Origin of the sequence: Pseudomonas sp. CBC3 (assembly GCF_037967085.1) — a bacterium.
GTDB lineage: Bacteria > Pseudomonadota > Gammaproteobacteria > Pseudomonadales > Pseudomonadaceae > Stutzerimonas.
In genome coordinates this window covers 671,995-691,687 of the sequence record NZ_JBANEO010000002.1, presented here as the reverse complement: position 1 = coordinate 691,687, position 19,693 = coordinate 671,995, and the positions used below count along the sequence as shown (strand labels likewise).

18 protein-coding genes and 3 tRNA genes are annotated in these 19,693 nt (G+C 58.8%); 5 read left to right on the top strand and 16 right to left on the bottom strand.

What is annotated here, in order from left to right; all coding sequences use genetic code 11:
- Positions 1–87: 87 nt before the first annotated feature.
- Positions 88–411 carry an Arc family DNA-binding protein gene (locus V6943_RS10420; RefSeq protein ID WP_131648409.1) on the top strand — a complete coding sequence of 108 codons (324 nt, stop codon included), beginning with the start codon at positions 88–90 and terminating at the stop codon, positions 409–411.
- A gap of 326 nt (positions 412–737) precedes the next feature.
- Here the strand turns inward: V6943_RS10420 and V6943_RS10415 are convergent, their stop codons facing one another.
- From V6943_RS10415 to mgtE, 4 genes are all read right to left on the bottom strand, one after another.
- Positions 738–1,874 carry a sodium ion-translocating decarboxylase subunit beta gene (locus tag V6943_RS10415; protein ID WP_131648408.1) on the bottom strand — a complete coding sequence of 379 codons (1,137 nt, stop codon included), beginning with the start codon at positions 1,872–1,874 and terminating at the stop codon, positions 738–740.
- Positions 1,875–1,884: 10 nt separating this feature from the next.
- A complete protein-coding gene (gene oadA, locus V6943_RS10410) occupies positions 1,885–3,666 on the bottom strand; it encodes a sodium-extruding oxaloacetate decarboxylase subunit alpha (protein ID WP_340553412.1) in 1,782 nt (593 codons plus the stop codon).
- Positions 3,667–3,687: 21 nt separating this feature from the next.
- Positions 3,688–3,942 (bottom strand): OadG family protein, encoded by a 255-nt coding sequence (locus tag V6943_RS10405; RefSeq protein ID WP_340553411.1) that lies wholly within the window; start codon positions 3,940–3,942, stop codon positions 3,688–3,690.
- 141 nt (positions 3,943–4,083) lie between these two features.
- The gene (mgtE, locus tag V6943_RS10400; RefSeq protein WP_131648405.1) at positions 4,084–5,526 is read right to left on the bottom strand and encodes a magnesium transporter; all 1,443 of its coding nucleotides are present in this window, start codon (positions 5,524–5,526) and stop codon (positions 4,084–4,086) included.
- 298 nt (positions 5,527–5,824) lie between these two features.
- On the opposite strand from mgtE, the gene V6943_RS10395 reads away from it, so the two are divergent.
- Positions 5,825–6,313 carry a DUF4124 domain-containing protein gene (locus V6943_RS10395; RefSeq protein ID WP_340553410.1) on the top strand — a complete coding sequence of 163 codons (489 nt, stop codon included), beginning with the start codon at positions 5,825–5,827 and terminating at the stop codon, positions 6,311–6,313.
- Between the two features lie 41 nt (positions 6,314–6,354).
- On the opposite strand, the gene V6943_RS10390 is transcribed toward V6943_RS10395, so the two are convergent.
- The 11 genes from V6943_RS10390 to rnd form a co-directional block, all read right to left on the bottom strand.
- Positions 6,355–6,431 (bottom strand) — tRNA-Arg (locus V6943_RS10390).
- Positions 6,432–6,500: 69 nt separating this feature from the next.
- Positions 6,501–6,577: transfer RNA gene (locus V6943_RS10385), tRNA-Arg, on the bottom strand.
- Between the two features lie 108 nt (positions 6,578–6,685).
- Positions 6,686–6,776: transfer RNA gene (locus tag V6943_RS10380), tRNA-Ser, on the bottom strand.
- 62 nt (positions 6,777–6,838) lie between these two features.
- Positions 6,839–7,024, bottom strand: coding sequence for a carbon storage regulator CsrA (gene csrA, locus V6943_RS10375; protein WP_003283978.1), 186 nt, complete (start codon positions 7,022–7,024; stop codon positions 6,839–6,841).
- A gap of 183 nt (positions 7,025–7,207) precedes the next feature.
- Positions 7,208–8,443 (bottom strand): aspartate kinase, encoded by a 1,236-nt coding sequence (locus V6943_RS10370; RefSeq protein WP_131648403.1) that lies wholly within the window; start codon positions 8,441–8,443, stop codon positions 7,208–7,210.
- 159 nt (positions 8,444–8,602) lie between these two features.
- Complete coding sequence (gene alaS / locus V6943_RS10365; protein WP_340553409.1) at positions 8,603–11,227, bottom strand: alanine--tRNA ligase; 2,625 nt, start codon at positions 11,225–11,227, stop codon at positions 8,603–8,605.
- A gap of 179 nt (positions 11,228–11,406) precedes the next feature.
- A complete protein-coding gene (gene ltaE, locus V6943_RS10360) occupies positions 11,407–12,411 on the bottom strand; it encodes a low-specificity L-threonine aldolase (RefSeq protein WP_340553408.1) in 1,005 nt (334 codons plus the stop codon).
- A 54-nt stretch (positions 12,412–12,465) separates the two neighbouring features.
- The gene (locus V6943_RS10355; protein WP_131648400.1) at positions 12,466–13,692 is read right to left on the bottom strand and encodes a hypothetical protein; all 1,227 of its coding nucleotides are present in this window, start codon (positions 13,690–13,692) and stop codon (positions 12,466–12,468) included.
- Between the two features lie 52 nt (positions 13,693–13,744).
- Positions 13,745–14,194, bottom strand: coding sequence for a YcgN family cysteine cluster protein (locus V6943_RS10350; RefSeq protein WP_131648399.1), 450 nt, complete (start codon positions 14,192–14,194; stop codon positions 13,745–13,747).
- Between the two features lie 77 nt (positions 14,195–14,271).
- Complete coding sequence (locus V6943_RS10345; protein WP_131648398.1) at positions 14,272–14,565, bottom strand: YcgL domain-containing protein; 294 nt, start codon at positions 14,563–14,565, stop codon at positions 14,272–14,274.
- Positions 14,562–15,686 carry a ribonuclease D gene (rnd, locus tag V6943_RS10340; protein WP_197444569.1) on the bottom strand — a complete coding sequence of 375 codons (1,125 nt, stop codon included), beginning with the start codon at positions 15,684–15,686 and terminating at the stop codon, positions 14,562–14,564. Before rnd ends, V6943_RS10345 begins: the two co-directional genes overlap by 4 nt.
- A 135-nt stretch (positions 15,687–15,821) precedes the next feature.
- Between rnd and V6943_RS10335 the strand changes: the two genes are divergently transcribed.
- Positions 15,822–16,667, top strand: a complete 846-nt coding sequence (locus V6943_RS10335) for a sulfurtransferase (RefSeq protein ID WP_181102369.1) — start codon at positions 15,822–15,824, stop codon at positions 16,665–16,667.
- A gap of 167 nt (positions 16,668–16,834) precedes the next feature.
- Complete coding sequence (locus V6943_RS10330; RefSeq protein ID WP_181102371.1) at positions 16,835–18,121, top strand: OmpP1/FadL family transporter; 1,287 nt, start codon at positions 16,835–16,837, stop codon at positions 18,119–18,121.
- A 45-nt stretch (positions 18,122–18,166) separates the two neighbouring features.
- Here the strand turns inward: V6943_RS10330 and V6943_RS10325 are convergent, their stop codons facing one another.
- Positions 18,167–18,715 carry a glutathione peroxidase gene (locus tag V6943_RS10325; RefSeq protein WP_340553407.1) on the bottom strand — a complete coding sequence of 183 codons (549 nt, stop codon included), beginning with the start codon at positions 18,713–18,715 and terminating at the stop codon, positions 18,167–18,169.
- Positions 18,716–18,878: 163 nt separating this feature from the next.
- Between V6943_RS10325 and V6943_RS10320 the strand changes: the two genes are divergently transcribed.
- Entirely contained in the window at positions 18,879–19,691 is an 813-nt protein-coding gene (locus V6943_RS10320) for a TOBE domain-containing protein (protein WP_131648393.1), read from the top strand.
- The last annotated feature ends 2 nt before the right edge of the window (positions 19,692–19,693 follow it).

Genomic DNA, 19,693 nt, shown 5'->3' with positions numbered 1-19,693 from the left:
TCGCGGAACAGCGAGTGCTGTTTGGTTGTCAGACCGGGACTAGAACGGCAATAAGCCACCATCTCCACCCTGACTAACCGGTTTAATATGCGCCCTATGAAGCAGGCAGTTTACTCCAGCCGTACGGCTGACAAATTCGTGGTTCGGCTACCAGACGGAATGCGGGAGCGTATCGCCGAGGTTGCGCGCAATCATCATCGCAGCATGAACTCTGAGATCATTGCTCGCCTGGAGCAAAGCCTTCTGCAAGAAGGCGCACTCGACGACGATTTGAGCATGCGGCTGGACAGCCCGGAACTGACACTTCATGAGCGTGAATTGCTCCAGCGTTTTCGTCAGCTTGCCCATCGCCAGCAGAACGCCCTGATCGCTCTGATCGCGCAAGACACCGAAGCTGCAAAAGAAGACTAACCATCGCCGATAGCCTGCGGACTTACAAACGCCTCGACACAGTCGGGGCGTTGTCGTTTGCGGCGCACCATCTGAGCGTTATTTGCTTGATCTAAGGCCTGGATCGAGGAAACGGTTAGCAGGGCACACGCGCTAATACAACGCGCGAGCAAAACAGGGAAAAGCTTGGCTGGTTGACGACCAAGCATCGCCTCATGCATCGGTTCGCTAAGTACGTGACCTCGCACCGCGTTAACTTGAAACAAAAATGCCTGCACCTTCTCGAGGTACAAGCATTCATTGTTACCGACGGCAGGCGTCCTGCGAGGAGCCTGAAAAACAACTAGCTAACCCACAAAACTAAGCAGCACACCGGCAGCAACAGCCGAGCCGATTACCCCTGCCACGTTCGGGCCCATGGCGTGCATGAGCAGGAAGTTCTGCGGATTGGCCTCTAGTCCGACCTTGTTCGACACCCGCGCCGCCATGGGTACCGCCGATACGCCTGCCGAGCCGATCAGCGGATTGATCTTGTTCGAACTGAACATATTCATCACTCTGGCCATCAGCACCCCAGCGGCGGTACCACCACAAAACGCGACCATCCCAAGCAAGAGGATTCCAAGCGTTTTCAGCTGCAGGAAGGCGTCGGCAGACAGCTTGGAACCGACGGTCAATCCTAGCGCAATGGTGACGATGTTGATCAGCGCATTACGCGAGGTATCAGCCAGGCGATCGACCACCCCACACTCACGCAACAGATTGCCGAAGGCGAACATGCCTACCAGCGGCGCCGCATCGGGCAGTAGCAAACCGACCATCAAGGCCAGCATGAGCGGGAAGACTATCTTTTCCGCCTGGCCGACATGACGCAGCTGCTTCATGACGATGGCGCGCTCTTCTTTGGTCGTCAGTGCTCGCATGATGGGTGGCTGAATCAACGGGACCAGCGCCATGTACGAGTAGGCTGCCACAGCAATCGGCCCCAGCAGATGCGGCGCGAGCTTCGCCGTCACGAAGATCGAGGTTGGGCCATCGGCACCACCGATGATCGCGATCGAAGCCGCTTCACGCAGGGTGAACTCCATACCCGGAATCCCCGCCGCTGCCAGCGCCAATGCGCCGAGTAAGGTGGCGAAGATACCAAACTGCGCCGCCGCACCGAGCAACAAGGTCTTGGGATTGGCCAGCATCGGTCCAAAATCCGTCATCGCCCCGACACCCATGAAGATCAGCAGCGGGAACACGCTGGTCGGCAAGCCAACTTCGTAGAACAGATGCAAGATGCCCGCACCCTCGGCCATGTTGGCGACCGGAATGTTGGCAAGCAGACCACCGAACCCGATCGGGATCAGCAGCAAGGGCTCGAAACCCTTGCGAATCGCCAGATAGATCAATGCCAGGCACACCACGATCATCAGCAACTGACCGGGCTCCAGATGATACAAGCCGGTGCTCTGCCACAGCTTGAGCAATTTATCCATGCCGCACTCCTTAAGCGATGGTCAGCAGGCTGTCGCCCACCGACACCGCATCGCCGACCTTGACGTTCACACCTGAAACGGTGCCGGCCTTGAATGCGCGGATTTCAGTTTCCATCTTCATGGCTTCGAGGATGATGACCAGATCACCCTCCTGAACTGACTGACCGGGCTGTACGAGCACCTTGAAGATATTGCCCGCCAGCGGAGCAGGCTGCGGCTCACCTGTACCAGCGGCCGGTACGGTAGCGGCTCCAGGCGCTGCGTCCGCCGCCTCACCGATCAGTTTGAGACCTTCTATGTCGCCACCTTCATTGACCTGTACCACAAACGACTTGCCGTTGACCTCGACGGTGTAGACCTCGGGTACGCCCGGTTCGCGCGGTGCCTTGTCATTACCGGTCGGCACCGGCTCGAAGGCGGCGGCGTTGCCACGATTCTCGAGAAACTTGAGGCCGATTTGTGGAAACAGTGCGTAGGTCAGGACGTCATCGATTTCGTCCTTGGCCAGCCTGATGCCTTTCTCTTGCGCCAGCGCTTTCAGCTCGGCCGTCAACTTGTCCATTTCCGGTTGCAGCAGATCGGCGGGACGGCAGGTAATGACGCCCGCACCGTCGAGCACACGCTGTTGCAGTTCGGTATTGAAGGGGGCTGGCGCGGAGCCGTATTCACCCTTGAGGATCCCGGCAGTTTCCTTGGTGATGGACTTGTAGCGCTCGCCGGTGAGTACGTTGATCACCGCTTGCGTACCGACGATCTGCGAAGTCGGCGTCACCAACGGAATGAAACCGAGGTCCTCACGAACCCGAGGGATCTCGGCCAGTACTTGATCGAACTTGTCGAGAGCACCTTGCTCCTTCAGCTGGCCCTCCATGTTGGTCAGCATGCCGCCCGGCACCTGCGCCAAGAGGATGCGCGAATCGACGCCCTTGAGCGTGCCTTCGAATTTCGCGTACTTCTTACGTACCTCGCGAAAATACGCAGCGACTTCCTCCAGCAGGTCGAGATCAAGGCCCGTGTCCCGGTCGGTGCCCTGGAAAATCGCCACCACCGACTCGGTCGGCGAATGGCCATAGGTCATCGACAGCGAAGAAATGGCGGTATCAACGTTATCGATACCCGCCTCGACGGCTTTGAGAATCGCTGCAGTAGAAAGGCCCGCCGTGGCGTGGCACTGCATATGGATTGGAATGGACAGGCTTGCTTTCAGACGCGAGACCAGCTCATAGGCGGTATAAGGCGCGAGGATGCCAGCCATATCCTTGATCGCCACCGAATCGGCGCCCATGTCTTCGATCTGCTTGGCCAAATCGACCCACATTTCCAGGGTATGCACCGGGCTGGTGGTGTAGGAAATGGTGCCCTGGGCATGTTTGCCCTGCTGCTTGACGGCCCGCAGCGCGGTTTCCAGATTGCGTGGATCGTTCATCGCGTCGAATACGCGGAATACGTCGACGCCGTTGACCGCAGCCCGCTCGACGAATTTTTCCACCACGTCATCGGCGTAATGCCGATAGCCCAGCAGGTTCTGACCGCGCAGCAGCATTTGCTGACGGGTCTTGGGCATCGCGCTTTTCAGTTCACGGATGCGTTCCCAAGGGTCTTCACCGAGATAGCGAATGCAGGCATCGAAGGTCGCACCGCCCCAGGATTCGACCGACCAGAACCCGACCTGATCGAGCTTGGCGGCAATCGGCAGCATGTCCTCGAGACGTACCCGAGTGGCGAGAATGGATTGATGGGCATCACGTAGCACCACATCGGTAATGCCGAGCGGTCGTTTTGCAGAATTCATGAAGGGAACTCCCTGTTCTGATCAACCGCGACGGGCACGGTGCTGATGGATAGCGGCCTGGATGGCAGCAAGAATGTCCGCGTCCGGCTCAGCTGCTGCGCCCGAAGTGGCAGGCTTGACGGAAACTGCCTGAGCTGCTGGCGTACTATCGAAGCGAGCGATTACAAACGCCATCAGTCGGATGCATGCAATCAATAAGACAAGGAAGATGAAGACAGAACCTAGGCCGAATAGCATAAGTTCGACGCCTTCAAGCAGGAGTTCGCTAGGGGTCATCAGTATTTCCTGTCCAATCAGCGGCTCGGGCCGCCTGTTATTCGCATCGTGTTCTAGAACCTTCGCCAAGGCGAAACCTCCGAACAGTAGCCCGAAAAACGACAGCAAAGCAAACGCCAAGCCGCTGTAGATGGGAAGGAGTCAGAGCAGGAAAACAGTCGCCAGACCGAGAAAGATAAAAAAACCACCGCTATCGGTCACGGCAGTGATCATCACGCTGGCGCCTAGCGCAGGATCCCGCCCCATGCGGGCTAGCGTTACTGGAATGAGCACCCCCATCAAGGCTGCCAACAGGAGATTGAGGGTCATCGCTGCGGTCATCACCACCCCCAGCGACCAGCTGCCATAGAGCCAATAGACCACCATGCCTATGACTCCACCCCATATCAGACCATTCAGCATGCCAACACCTGCTTCCTTACGCAGCAAGCGAGCACTATTGCCCGTACCCATCTGATCCAGCGCCATCGCCCGAACGATCATGGTGATGGTTTGATTGCCGGAGTTACCACCGATACCGGCGACAATGGGCATCAACGCAGCCAATGCGACCAGCTTTTCGATCGAGCCGTCGAACAGACCGATCACGCGTGACGCAATAAAGGCCGTGATCAAATTTACCGCCAACCAAGCCCAACGGTTGCGCAGCGACTTCCAGACCGACGCGAAAATATCTTCTTCTTCGCGCAGACCCGCCATGTTCAGAACTTCGCTTTCGCTCTCTTCGCGAATCAGGTCGACCATTTCATCAATGGTCAGGCGCCCGATCAGCTTGCCACTCTTGTCCACCACAGGCGTGGAAACAAGGTCGTAACGCTCGAACGCTTGAGCTGCCTCGTAGGCATCCTCGTCCGGGTGAAAGGTCACCGGATCGCTGGCCATCACCTCGGAAACGTCTCGCTCCGGATCGTTGACCAGCAAGCGCTTGATGGGCAGAACCCCCTTGAGCACGCCGTCATAGTCGACTACGAACAGCTTGTCGGTATGCCCCGGTAGCTCCTTCAACCGCCGCAGATAGCGAAGGACCACTTCAAGACTCACATCCTCACGAATCGTGACCATCTCGAAGTCCATCAATGCGCCGACCTGATCCTCCTCGTAAGACAGCGCCGAGCGGACACGCTCACGCTGCTGCGCATCGAGGGTTTCCATCAGCTCATGCACAACGTCACGGGGCAGCTCGGCAGCCAGATCCGCCAGCTCGTCGGCATCCATTTCCTTGGCGGCCGCCAGCAGTTCGTGATCATCCATGTCGGCGATCAGTGTCTCGCGAACGGCATCGGAAACTTCGAGAAGAATGTCGCCATCGCGGTCCGACTTGACCAGCTGCCAGACCGTCAGACGCTCATCGAGCGGCAACGCCTCAAGAATGTAAGCGATGTCTGCGGGGTGTAGCGCTTCCAGTTTGCGCTGCAGCTCGACGAGGTTCTGGCGGTGCACCAGATTCTCAATGATGTCTTGGTGCTGCCCTTCCTGACGGTGCGCCAAGTCTTCAACGATCTTATGCCGATGAAGCAAGTCGATGACCTGCGCCAGACGATCCTGGAGACTTTCCTGCGGCTTTTTTGCTTCTACTTCAGTCATGGCGCACTCCATCCCCAGCGGTCGGAACGCACCAAGGGATCAATCATTCGGAACGTGATTGGCAAGAAAAAGATTTATGTGACTACTGGGCAAATCCATGAGAAGGATCCAGAAGCCCCAACAGGGGCGAACCGCGCAATGATACCACCGCGCCCACCACGCCAGATTCGCAACTGCAGACAATACAACCGCTTGCGCCGGCTTTCAGTGTCGACGCATTCACGTTGCGAGAAGACACGACCGCAGCACCACAAATTATTAGTTAGGCTGCCCAACCAATCGTCAAGGAGGACGAACAATGAACAAACTGCTCACTGCAAGCTGCTGCGCCCTATTTCTCATCACGACCCCGACGCTCGGAGCACGCATCTATCGCTGCGTCGATGATGCAGGCAACCTCACCTTTACCCGACAGGGTTGCCCTACGAATCAGGCCGCTCAAATTCAAGAAGCGCTAAATCCCACACCAAGCTCTGGCAAGGCTGTTCCCCTAGCCAAACCAAGGAAAGCACCCAAGGCCGCCAGGGAAGAAACCAGGCAGCTCACCGTTGTAGGCAAACAGGACGACGGTTGCGGAAACCGCGTGACAGGCAGCGCGAGACGCAATGCACTCATAAGCCAGCAGATCCTTCCAGGCATGACCCGCGCCGACATCGAAAGCACCTTCGGCACGCCTGACACCGTAACCAATCGCAACGGGCAAATGCAGTATCGCTACAGTAGCGACAAGGGACGGACGCGGACCGTCAGCTTCGACGAGCACGGCTGCGTTCGAGGTAAACCCTGAACAATAAAAAAGGGCCTGCATCGCTGCAGGCCCTTTTGGGTTGGTGCACTCAGGAGGATTCGAACCTCCGACCGCTCGGTTCGTAGCCGAGTACTCTATCCAGCTGAGCTATGAGTGCATAAGCGCTTGATAAACCAGATCACCGCTGGCTACAACAACGAATCGCATTTCCGCAACTCGTTTAATATGGTGCACTCAGGAGGATTCGAACCTCCGACCGCTCGGTTCGTAGCCGAGTACTCTATCCAGCTGAGCTATGAGTGCACTAAGGGTGCGCATTATAGATTCGCGAATTTGTTGGTCAAGCTCTTTAATTCAATGAATCCCATCAAACCAAACAGCTAAATCGACTCACTATCTAACTATGCAAAATGGCGGAGAGGGGGGGATTCGAACCCCCGACACCCTTTTGAGATGTACTCCCTTAGCAGGGGAGCGCCTTCGGCCACTCGGCCACCTCTCCGCAACACGGGGCGCATGATACCCATCTTTACCCCGCTTGCAAAGCCAAAAATCACATAAATATTAATGGCTTGGTTCTTGATCTTTCTCTTTCTGGATCCGTTGGTAAATCTCCTCGCGATGCACCGCTACCTCTTTGGGTGCATTCACTCCAATGCGCACTTGATTTCCCTTAACACCCAGCACAGTGACAGTCACATCGTCACCCACCATCAGGGTCTCTCCGACCCGGCGAGTCAGAATCAGCATTCCTTTCTCCTTAAAAACGGATTCAATTCAGTAAACAGTCTGCAAAGATAAAAACGGATAATGTTCCGTGAGACATCGACCCTAGAGCCTTTCACCAGCTATTGACCAGCAAAAACGTCTCTAAAGTTCCTTTCGGCTCATTCAAAATCGACAGAAGGTGCGAATTAACGCAATTCCGTCGAATCAATCACCTTTAGCGGTTGGAGCGTCCAGCTCGAATGCGGTATGTAGCGCCCGCACCGCCAGCTCCAGGTACTTCTCCTCGATCACAACCGAAACCTTGATCTCCGAAGTGGAAATCATCTGGATGTTGATATTTTCCTTCGCCAGCGCCTCGAACATCCGGCTGGCGACGCCCGCATGCGAGCGCATACCGACGCCGACTATCGACACCTTGGCGATATCGACATCGCCGATGACTTCCCGTGCACCCATGTCCCGCGCAATGCCCTCGAGCACCTGCTGCGCGTTATGGTAGTCGTTCCGGTGGACAGTGAAGGTAAAGTCCGTGGTGTTATCGTGCGCGACGTTCTGCACGATCATATCGACCTCGACGTTCGCCGAGCTGATCGGGCCGAGAATCTTGAAGGCTATCCCGGGCGTATCCGGCACACCACGAATGGTCAGCTTGGCTTCGTCACGGTTGAACGCGATGCCGGAGATGATGGGCTGTTCCATGGATTCCTCTTCATCAAGTGTAATGAGGGTTCCCGGACCCTCCTGAAAGCTATGCAGCACGCGCAACGGCACGCTGTATTTTCCGGCAAACTCCACGGCGCGAATCTGCAGCACTTTGGAGCCGAGACTCGCCATCTCGAGCATTTCTTCAAAGGTGATCTTGTTCAGGCGCTGAGCCTTGGCGACCACGCGCGGATCGGTCGTGTAGACACCGTCGACGTCGGTGTAAATCTGGCACTCGTCCGCCTTCAACGCAGCCGCGAGCGCGACACCGGTCGTATCCGAACCGCCACGCCCCAGAGTGGTGATGTTTCCGCTTTCATCCACGCCTTGGAAGCCTGCAACGACCACCACGCGGCCGGCCTTGAGTTCCTTTTGAATGTTTTGGGAGTCGATCTGGAGAATACGCGCCTTGGTATGCGCACTATCGGTAAGGATACGAACCTGGCTGCCGGTGTAGGACACAGCCGGTACGCCAATCTTGATCAACGCCATCGCCAGCAGGGCGATGGTGACCTGCTCACCGGTCGAAACCATGACATCCAGCTCGCGAGCCACGGGCTGCTCAGTGATCTGTTTGGCCAAATCGATCAGGCGATTGGTTTCACCGCTCATGGCCGAGACCACCACGACGATGTCGTCGCCGTTGTCGCGGAATTTCTTGACCTTCGCCGCCACCTGTTCGATGCGCTCGACGGAGCCCACCGAGGTACCTCCAAACTTCTGTACGATCAAAGCCATTTCATCGCCGCCTAAGCCCGTCACGGGCGCTCATTAAATAACCTGCCTGCTCAAAGCATCGCTTATTGCGTGCGGGCAGCGGCCTGCCCGCTTGCGATGCGTTGTCCGTTACGCCTCAGCGCCTCGACCAAGGACAGAGCGGCACTATCATCGCTCTGGTTACAAACCTTGCTCTACGAATGCGTGCGCGAGTGCCAGCGCCTCGTCGAGTCGCCCCGCATCGCTGCCGCCACCTTGCGCCATGTCCGGGCGTCCGCCACCCTTGCCGCCGACAGCCGCAGCCGCCTGCTTCATCAGATCGCCTGCCTTCAAACGGCCGGCGAGATCCGGGGTCACGCCAGCCACCAGCACGACCTTTTCGTCCTGCACGCCGCCGAGCAGAATCACGCCGCTGCCGAGCTTGTTCTTCAACTGATCAACCAATGCCAGCAACGCCTTGCCATCCAGGCCATCGACACGGACGGCCAAGGTCTTCACACCCTTCACATCGACAGCGGATCCAGCAAGATCATTGCCGGTGGCGCTAGCCGCCTTGGCTTTGAGCTGTTCAAGCTCTTTTTCCAGTTGACGATTGCGCTCCAGCATCGTGCCCAGCTTATCCAGCAGATTTTCACGACTGCCTTTGACCAGCGCGGCGGCTTCTTTCAGCTGGTCTTCCGCGCCGTTCAGATAAGCCAGCGCCTGCTCGCCAGTGACCGCCTCGATGCGGCGCACGCCGGCTGCCACACCGCCTTCGCTGATGATCTTGAACAGCCCGATGTCGCCAGTGCGCTTGACGTGAGTGCCGCCACAGAGTTCGACCGAGAAGCCTCCGCCCATGGTCAATACTCGCACCTGATCGCCGTACTTTTCGCCGAACAGGGCCATCGCCCCTTTGCCCTTCGCGGTCTCGATGTCGGTTTCCTCGATTTCAACGACCGAGTTGCAGCGAATCTCCGCGTTCACCTTGTCTTCAAGCGCCTTGAGCTGCTCAGGCTTGATCGCCTCGAAATGGCTGAAGTCGAAGCGTAGACGCTGACTATCGACCAACGAGCCCTTCTGACTGACGTGCTCGCCCAGAATCTGCCGCAGCGCCGCGTGCAACAGGTGCGTTGCCGAATGGTTCAGCGCCGTGGCCTGACGAACCGATGCGTCGACGGTGGCATCGACAGTCCCGCCCACCTGAAGGTTGCCGCTATCGAGAATGCCGTGGTGTAGAAATGCACCGCCAGCCTTGCTGGTATCGCGCACATCGAAGCGCAGCCCTTCAGCGGACAGGTAACCGCAGTCACCGATTTGCCCACCTGACTCGGCATAGAACGGCGTCTCATCGAGAACGACAACGCCCTCCTCACCTGCCGACAGGCTCTGTACGGCCATGCCTTCTTTGAACAACGCCAACACCTTACCGCTGCCAGAGGTGCCGAGATAACCGGTAAAACGCGTTTCGCCCTCGACCTTGACCAAGCTGTTGTAGTCCATGCCAAAGGCGCTGGCCGACCGCGCGCGCTCGCGCTGAGCTTCCATCTCGCGCTCGAAGCCTTCCTCGTCCAGTGTCAACTCGCGTTCGCGGGCGATGTCGCCGGTGAGATCCACCGGGAAACCGTAGGTGTCGTAAAGCTTGAAGATCACCTCGCCGGGGATGACGTTGCCCTTCAGCTCGACCAGGTCCTGTTCGAGAATTTTCAAGCCCTGTTCCAGCGTTTTGGCGAACTGCTCTTCTTCGGTTTTCAGCACGCGCTCGATGTGCGCCTGCTGCTGTTTCAGCTCGGGGAAGGCCTCGCCCATTTCGGCGACCAGCACCGCGACGATCTTGTAGAAAAAGCTACCCTTGGCGCCCAGCTTGTTGCCATGGCGACAGGCGCGACGAACGATGCGGCGCAGCACGTAGCCGCGACCTTCGTTGGACGGTGTCACGCCATCGGCGATGAGGAAACCGCAAGAGCGGATATGGTCGGCGACAACCTTCAGCGAAGCCTGTCCTTCATTGCTGCAGCCGATCGCCCCGGCAGCCGCATTCAGCAGGCTCTGGAACAGGTCAATCTCGTAGTTGGAATTGACGTGCTGCAATACCGCGCTGATGCGCTCCAGCCCCATGCCGGTATCCACGCTCGGGGCCGGCAGCGGGTGCATCACACCGTCGGCGGTGCGGTTGAACTGCATGAACACGTTGTTCCAGATTTCGATGTAGCGGTCGCCGTCTTCCTCGGGCGAACCGGGCGGGCCGCCCCAGATATGCTCGCCGTGGTCGAAGAATATCTCGGTGCAGGGGCCGCAGGGGCCGGTGTCGCCCATCGCCCAGAAGTTGTCCGACGCATAGGGCGCGCCCTTGTTGTCGCCGATGCGCACCATGCGTTCGGCCGGTACGCCGACTTCCTTGGTCCAGATATCGTAGGCCTCGTCATCGGTGGCGTAGACGGTGACCCAGAGCTTCTCGGATGGCAGATTCAGCCACTTGGGCGAGGTCAGGAATTCCCAGGCGTAGGTGATGGCATCGCGCTTGAAATAGTCGCCGAAACTGAAGTTGCCCAGCATCTCGAAGAAAGTGTGATGACGCGCGGTGTAACCGACGTTCTCCAGGTCGTTGTGCTTGCCGCCGGCACGGACGCATTTCTGGCTGGTGGTGGCGCGGGTATAGGCACGCTTCTCCAGACCGAGGAAGCAGTCCTTGAACTGGTTCATGCCGGCGTTGGTGAACAACAGGGTCGGATCGTTCGCCGGAATCAGCGAACTGGAGGCCACGCGAGTGTGGCCCTTCTCTTCGAAGAAGCGGAGGAAGGCTTCACGGATTTCTGCGCTTTTCATAGATTTCTTCCAGAAGACAGCGGCCGAACGGCTGCAAAACGACACGGCGAGGCGGCACCGGGGGCCGGTTCGCAACTATCCAAACGGATAGCCGGCAAAGGGCCGCATTATATCGGGCCAACGCCTCGCGCATAGAGGATAAGTGAGATTGAATCAAGCTATTCGACAGCAATTCGGACCTATGCTCTGACGAAAGCAGCGAAGCTCTCGACGATCGGCTCGATATGCTCGGGCCGCACATCCAGATGCGTCACCATCCGCAGCCGTGGCGCAGCGGTGAGGATGACGCCGCGCTCCGCACAAAACGCCTTCAGCGCCGCCGCGCGATCGCCCATCTGTACATAAACCATATTCGTCTGTACCGGCTCGACCGCGTAACCCAACGCTTGCAGCCCTTCGGCAATAGCGAGCGCGTGCCGGTGGTCCTGCTCCAAACGCTGCACCTGATGCTCCAGCGCATAGAGTCCGGCCGCCGCCAGCACACCAGCCTGACGCATACCACCGCCAACCATCTTTCGCAGCCGCCGCGCCTTCGCAATGAACGCCTCGTCACCGCAAAGCACCGAGCCGACCGGAGCACCCAACCCTTTCGACAGGCACACCGATACCGAGTCGAAGTAACGGCTGATGTCGTGCGCCGTACACCCCAACTTGACAACAGCGTTGAACAGCCTGGCACCGTCGAGGTGCAGCGCCAATCCTCGCTCGCGGGTGAATGCTCTGGCCTTGGCCAGGTATTCGAGCGGCAGCACCTTACCTTGCATGGTGTTTTCCAGCGCCAGCAGGCGAGTCCGGGCGAAATGGAAATCGTCCGGCTTGATCACCGCTCCGACTCGCTCCAAATCCAGCGAGCCGTCAGCTTCCATTTCGATCGGTTGGGGCTGGATGGAACCGAGCACTGCGGCGCCACCCGCCTCGTACTTATAGGTGTGCGCCAACTGGCCGGTGACATATTCATCACCGCGCTCGCAGTGCGACATCAGCGCCAGCAAATTACTCATGGTGCCGCTGGGTACGAACAATCCTGCTTGCATGCCCAGCTGCGTCGCTAGGGTTCGTTCCAACAGTCGAATGGTAGGATCTTCGCCGTAGACGTCATCGCCGGTGGGCGCTCTCAGCATGGCCTCGCGCATACCGGTCGTAGGTTGTGTGACCGTATCGCTGCGTAAATCGATCAGGCTCATGGCAATTCCTTGGTTTCGGGTCATCTGCCCAGGCGCGCCCCAACCTCACGTCTTTCAACGCAACAGACGGGTGTCCAACACGGCCGAGGCGCCGCCCAGCATGGTTTCGGTGATATCGATGAAATCTTCGGTGGTGGCCTTGTCGAGGCGCATCAGACCGCGCGCGACATCGTCCAGCGAGTGTCGGTTCTTGGTGCGCTGTCGGATCTCTCGGTCGAGCTCCTGCAACAGCAACACCGCCCTGGCCGTGACGGGACCGCTGGAATGTTCGGTTCGCAGACTGGTGACCTTGCGACTCCATTTAGTCAGGTGTTCACGCACCCGCTGGTATCGATCCTCGCTCATGCCGCCGGCCCTGCGCATCAGTTCGATGGCGTAGTACTCGGCCAGCCCTTCGCTAATCCAGTCACTGCGGTCGGAATCGGTGATACGGCTAAATACGTGAACAAGTTCATGCACCAGTGAGCTGGTGCCATTTTCGCTAACCAGCGGCCGATCGGCGTGCATGAACAGGGAGTTCGGGCCGGACAAGCCGCCCCGCCACATCGGGTCTCCAGCGCCGACGATCAGCAGTTTCTTCGGATCACGCGGGAACACGTTCTGCACTTCGGGCCAGACGAACGTGAGCAGCGTGAGGATATCCATCCGCCGCAATCCCTCGCCCACCGGGCCAGCCACTGTTACGTCGGTTTCGCCGAGCTTGGCCCGACGACTACCGAGCTTGCCGGCAAGAATCCAGCCGGTAGGACGATCGAACAGGCGCTCGCGATTGTCGATGCGAAAACGGTTCTTGCCGATGCGGGGCCAGCCCGTCTCGACGCTCTTCCACTCCTTCGGAAGCTCGATCCGCAGTCGGGAAATCAACTTGACGCCGTCCTGATGATCCATGCGACCGGCAGGCACCAGATCGTCACCGCGCAGCAACGCCCAGTCGTCCGTCATTCGCGCATCGAAGCGCCCGTTCTTGCGCTGGTGACTGACCTTGACCCGATAGCTCAGCCGCGCCTTGCCAGCGACCGGCCGCCAGACGCCGCGGCCGTTCTCTTCCTGCCAGCTGCCCTCCGGATCGGTCACGAAGCCGCTGTACAGCCCTTCGTCACCCAAATTGAAATCGATGTATTGGATAACGCTGCCGTCTTCTACAAGCAGTTCGACTTCAGCAATATCCTGCTCTGGGACGAACTTGACGTTGAAGTCGACATCGACGCTCTTGGCGGCGTGCGCAGTCGTGATGAAAGACAACAACAGAACGGCAAGCAGCGGTAACAGGCGAAGGGACATCGAGCGACTCCAGGTTGAGTTCAGTGCTATGACGACGCGCCCAGACGGAGATTCAACCGGCTCGGAAAATCAAGTGATCTTCCCAGTCGTCCTCGGCGACGGAGCCCTCGGCGATCATCCGCCCGGACTGAGAAATCCGTTCGGCATGCACTGCATCCGGGTCGCCGCAAACCAGATGATGCCAGAGCGGGAGATCCTTACCCTCGGCTACCAGTCGATAACCGCAGGTCGGTGGCAGCCACTTGAATTGCGCGGCATCCGCTGCGGTCAGCTGAATGCAATCGGGCACACTGGCGCGTCGGTTGGGGTAGTTCGTGCAGCGGCAGGTTTTCAGATCGAGCAATTTGCAGGCGATGCGGGTGTAGTAGACGCTGCCGTCCTCCTCGTCCTCGAGCTTCTGCAGGCAGCACAACCCGCAGCCGTCGCACAGCGACTCCCATTCGACCGAATCCAGCTCGGCGAGGGTTTTGCGCTTCCAGAAGGGTTCGACTTTTGCCGCCATGGAATTTGCCATCTCGAATAAAGGCGCGAGTCTAGCCATTGCGATGCGACTGGCCAAGCTCGGGCACGCGTGCCGGCTTAAACGGGATCGTTGCGGCGCAGCAACTCTTCGGGCAGGTGCTCGATGTATTCCTCTTCCGGCGGCGGCATCTGCAGGTGGTAACCCTGTTTTTCCAGGTTATCGAGCACCGTTGCAATATCTTCCCGGGCCAGCTTGCGCTCGGGGGTCAGGACGATATCGAACGCATGCTGCGGCGGGCCGAAGGCAGCCAGCAAGGCTTCCGGCACACGCGCCAGCGCCTCGCTACGCTCGACGTACAGGTACATTTCGTTCTTGCGGGGGCTTCTATATATAGAACAGATGCGTTTCATGACTTCACTTCCAGCACATCGAGAAGGGCTTGGCCCATGCGTTCACGACGCCAACCGCGCAACGAATCAGGCAATTCATAGGGACCATCCGGATAGCCGCTCTTCAACAAGGCTTCGAGCACCTTCTTGCGCAGCATTAGTTCAGGGGCGATATCAAGCGCCTGGGCTTCGCGCTGACCCACCGCACGAAGCTTTTTCAACAGCCCCGATACCTCCAGAGGCAGCGGCTCCGGCAGCGGCCCCGGCCAATCCTGCTCAGGCGCGGCGGCGCCGACGCGGATGAGCTCCAGCAAGGTTTCGCCATCCTGACGCACGGTGCGCGGATGCATATCGTCGATACGCGCGAGACTTACAAGATCGGCCGGCTGGGTACGTGCCAGCGGCCACAAGCTGTGCTCACGCAACACCCGATTGCGCGGCTGATTGCGCGCTCGCGCCTCACGCTCTCGCCAAGCGGTCAGTACACGCAACACCGCGAGCTGTCGCGGTTTGAGACGCCAGGCCTGCTTGACGTCGCGATAGGCTTCATCAGGGTCCGTTTCGCGCTGCAGATTGGCAACCAGCTCGGAACCGTCTTCAAGCACCCAGGCGCGTTTTTCCTCGGACAGCCTCGGCTGCAGCGCCTCGTACAGCTCGGCCAGATGCTGCGCATCTTCGGCGGCGTAGCGAATCTGCATCTCACTCAGTGGCCGCTGGAGCCAGTCGGAGCGCGTTTCGCCCTTGGGCAGCTCGATGTTCAACACGCTCTGCACCAGGCGCGAATAACCCATGGAGAAACCGATATTCAGGTAGCCGGCGGCGAGCTGCGTATCGAACAGCGGGTTCGGCAAACTGTTGGTCAGGCGCCAAAACACTTCCAGGTCTTCACTGCAGGCATGCAGGACCTTCACCACGGCCGGGTCTTCCAGCAGCCCGGCAAATGCACTCCAATCGCTGATCCGCAGCGGGTCGATCAGGTAGGCGCAACGCCCGTCGCCAACCTGCAAAAGCGCCGCAATCGGGTAAAAGGTATCGACCCGCATGAACTCGGTATCTACCGCCACGTAAGGCAGCTGGCGCCACTCGCCACACAGACGGGCCAGATGCGCGTCATCCAGCACCCATTGAGTTTCGATGGCCACTAGGCCCTCCTTGTTATTCGGCTCGCGGCCGGACGCCTGGTCGAAAGGCGCGCAGTATATATCGCTGAGGTCACGCCGCGCCCTGCTCATCCATCGCGTGCTAACGTTTCGCGAATCTCAGAACGGAGCCCCGCCATGCCGCTTGCCCAACTGATCAGCGCCGACCAACTGGCCGCGCGCCTGCATGAACCTGCACTGCGTATCCTCGATTGCCGCTACGCATTGGATGATCTGGATTACGGCGGACGCAGCTACGCCGATGCGCATATTCCCGGCGCCCGCCATGCCGATCTCGAACGCGATCTGTCCGGAAAAATCGTACCGGGCGTAACCGGCCGGCATCCGCTACCGCACCCTGAGGATTTGATCGCGACGTTCCGGGCGCTGGGCTTGAACAACGACAGCGAAATCGTGCTCTATGACGACGGCCCCGGCGCCTTCGCCGCTCGGGCCTGGTGGCTGCTGGCATGGCTGGGTAAGCGTGACGGCGTATACCTGCTCGACGGCGGCTACCGAGCCTGGTGCGATGCCGGTCTGCCAGTGGAGCAAAATGCGCCATCGCCGACGACAGGCGAATTCCACGGACAACCCGATGACAACCTGACCATCGACGCAGCGGCGCTTTCGGGCGAGCTTGAAACGCCGAACCTGACCCTGATCGATGCCCGCGCTCTGCCCCGTTTCCTCGGCGAAGTCGAACCGATCGATCCCGTTGCCGGACACATTCCAGGCGCCGCCTGTGTGCCATTCACCGAGAATCTCGATGCTGACGGGCACTTCCTCTCGGCCGACCAGCTGCGCGCGCGTTTCAGCCAGCAGCTCGCCAATCGATCGACAGATGCCCTGGTGGCCTATTGCGGTTCTGGCGTAACGGCGTGCCATAACCTGTTCGCCCTGTGCCTCGCCGGCTATCCGCTGGCTAAACTTTATCCAGGCTCTTGGAGCGAGTGGATCACCGATCCGCAGCGGCCAGTCGCCTGACGCAACTTGAGCGGCCGACCAGTCATAATCTGCCCGGCGGGTTTTATTGAATATTCACCCTTATCGCCGCCGATCATCGCGCTTTACGAAAAATTGCACTCTTTCGTTTGCGACGAATCAGAGAAGCTTGATAGGGTCCGAGCCGCTTTTTTCTCTGGAGTACAACAATGAAAACAACTTGGTTGAAGACCGCGATCGCAGTAGCCGTGGGCGCCCTTTCCACTCAGGCCATGGCTGCCGGTTTCGCCCTTAACGAGCAGAGCGTCAGCGGCATGGGCACCTCGTTTGCCGGTCGCTCCTCTTCTGCCGATGACGCCACCACCCTGTTCGGCAACCCTGCCGGCATGTCGCGCCTCAAGCGCGAAGAAGTGAGCTTTGGTCTGGCGGCGATTCATGCCAAGACGGATATCAAGAACACTAGTAGCTTCCCTGCAAGCGGTAGCAACGATGGCGATATGGTCCCGTTCACAGCAGTGCCGATGGGCTATTACGTCAAACCTATCGACGACAAATGGGCGGTTGGCGTAGGCGTCTATGTTCCCTTCGGTCTGGTGAGCGATTACGAAAGCGGCTTTCAAGGCCGTTACTTCGGTGATTACAGCGAAGTCCGCGTAATTACGGTGCAACCAACCGTTAGCTATCGTTTCAACGAAAAACTGTCGATCGGCTTCGGCCCAACCATCAACCGCATCGATGGTCAGCTGGAGAGTGCCTCCCTGAGCCGCTTTACCCCCGGCACCAATGACGGCCGCGTCAAGGTCAAAGGTGATGACACTGCGCTGGGCTTCAATGCTGGCCTGCTCTACGAGTTCACACCACAGACTCGCGCTGGCATCACCTACCGCTCCAAAGTCAAGTACAAGCTTGAAGGCGATACTCGCCTGTCAGGTGCCGGATTCGATCAGTTCGAAGCGATAGGCCTGCAAGCCTCAGGAAAATACGATGCTTCGCTGGACCTCGACACTCCCGAGTCCGTCGACATGTCGATTACACACGATCTAGATGACCAGTGGACCCTTTATGCAGGCGCCATGTGGACGCGCTGGAGCCGCTTCGAATCGATCATTATCGAAAACGAAGGTATCCCTGCACTTTTGCAGCCAAGCCTTGCGCCTATCGTAGAAGAGCAGGACTGGCATGACACTTGGTCCTATGCTCTCGGCGCTGCTTACAAGCTGAACAAGGAGTGGACACTGCGTACCGGTCTGGCATTCGACCAGAGCCCGACCAACAACACTCATCGTTCGCCTCGCATTCCGTCCGGTGATCGCACCGCCGTAAGCTTCGGCCTGGCCTGGAATCCGACCGACGATGTCACTGTCGACTTGGCTTACTCCTACCTTTGGGAAGAAGACACCACGGTTCGCAGTCAGAGCCCAACTAAAGGGCTTTACAACGCCACCTACGAAAACAGCGCCCACGGCTTCGGTGCTGCTTTGAGCTACCGCTTCTGATGCACCTCCGCCCCGGCCGCTCGGCCGGGGCTTCTTTCCCCCGCGCTACTTGCCCAACGCCTTTTCCACCGCAGCGATCAGCTCAGGATCGTCCGGCTCGACCTTGCTGGAAAAGTAGTCGACCACCTTGCCGTTGCGATCCACCACGTACTTATAGAAGTTCCAGCGCGGCGCGCCTCCGGCCTGCTCGGCTAGCTCCTTGAACAGCGGCGTCGCATCGCCACCCCGCACCGGTTGCGTTTGCGCCATCGGGAAGGTCACGCCGTAATTGACGTAGCAGACTTCAGCCGTCTCAGCGGCATCGTCCGACTCCTGAAAGAAATCATCGGACGGCACGCCAAGCACCGCCAAACCATCCTCCTTGTATCGTTGATAAAGTGCTTCGAGGCCTTTGAATTGTGGTGCGAAGCCACAGAAGCTGGCGGTGTTAACGACCACCAGCGCCTTGCCTTGGAACTGCTGGCACAGGTCGATGGTTTCCTTCGAACGCAGTTTCGGCAGTTCATGCTGCAGCAAGGCCGGGCACTGATCCGCCGTGGCATTACTGGCCAGCAGCATCAGAGCGAGGGACGCAACGATCAGTTGAATTCTCATGGCAAATCTCCGAGCAGGATCGCCACACGCTACGCCTGAGCCATCCAACCGGCAACGCCTGCCTTTTTTCAGCCAACGCAGCAAATTCCAAACAGCTTCGCCTTCGCTATATACAAATCTATATAACGATTGTCAGAATGCCCGGCATTCACAAGGGCCAAACATGAACGATCCACAGCATCTCGGACCATTGCGCATCGACGGACAACTTTGGTTCAACCGCGGCGAAAAGGGTTATCTCGGCGGCAAACGCATCGAACTGCTGGCACAGATCGAGGCGACCGGCTCGATCAGCCGCGCGGCCAAGGCCATCAACCTCAGCTACAAGGCCGCCTGGGATGCTGTGGATGCGATGAACAACCTGTCGGAACGCCCCCTGGTGGTTCGGGCAGTCGGCGGGGCAAAGGGCGGCGGTACCCAGCTGACCGACTTCGGTCGCGAGATGCTGCACGTCTGGCAGCGCATGCAGCAGGAATATGAACGCTTTCTTGCCCAGGTGGCACAGGGCATCGAAGGCTTCGACGACATCGACAAACTGCTCCGGGCAATCGCCATGAAAACCAGCGCACGCAACCAGTTTCGCGGTCGCATCGTTCACGTCGAAAAAGGCGCGGTAAACGGCAGCGTCAGTCTCGATATTGGTGAAGGCCAGACAATTACCGCAACCCTGACCAACGACAGCATCGACGAACTTCACCTGACACCCGACAAGACCGCGATGGCGTTGATCAAAGCCAGCTTCGTGCTGCTGTCACCCGATCCGGCGGTAAAAATCAGCGCCCGTAACCGCCTGACCGGCACCATCAGCAGCCTGACGCCCGGCGCGGTGAATTGCGAGGTCAAGTTGCTGCTGCCCGGCAACCGCACGCTGGGCGCGGTCGTTACCAACGAGAGCGCCGAAGAGCTGGGCCTGGTACTCGGACAATCTTGTACGGCTCTGGTCAAGGCGTCACACGTCATCATCGCCGTGGATTAAGG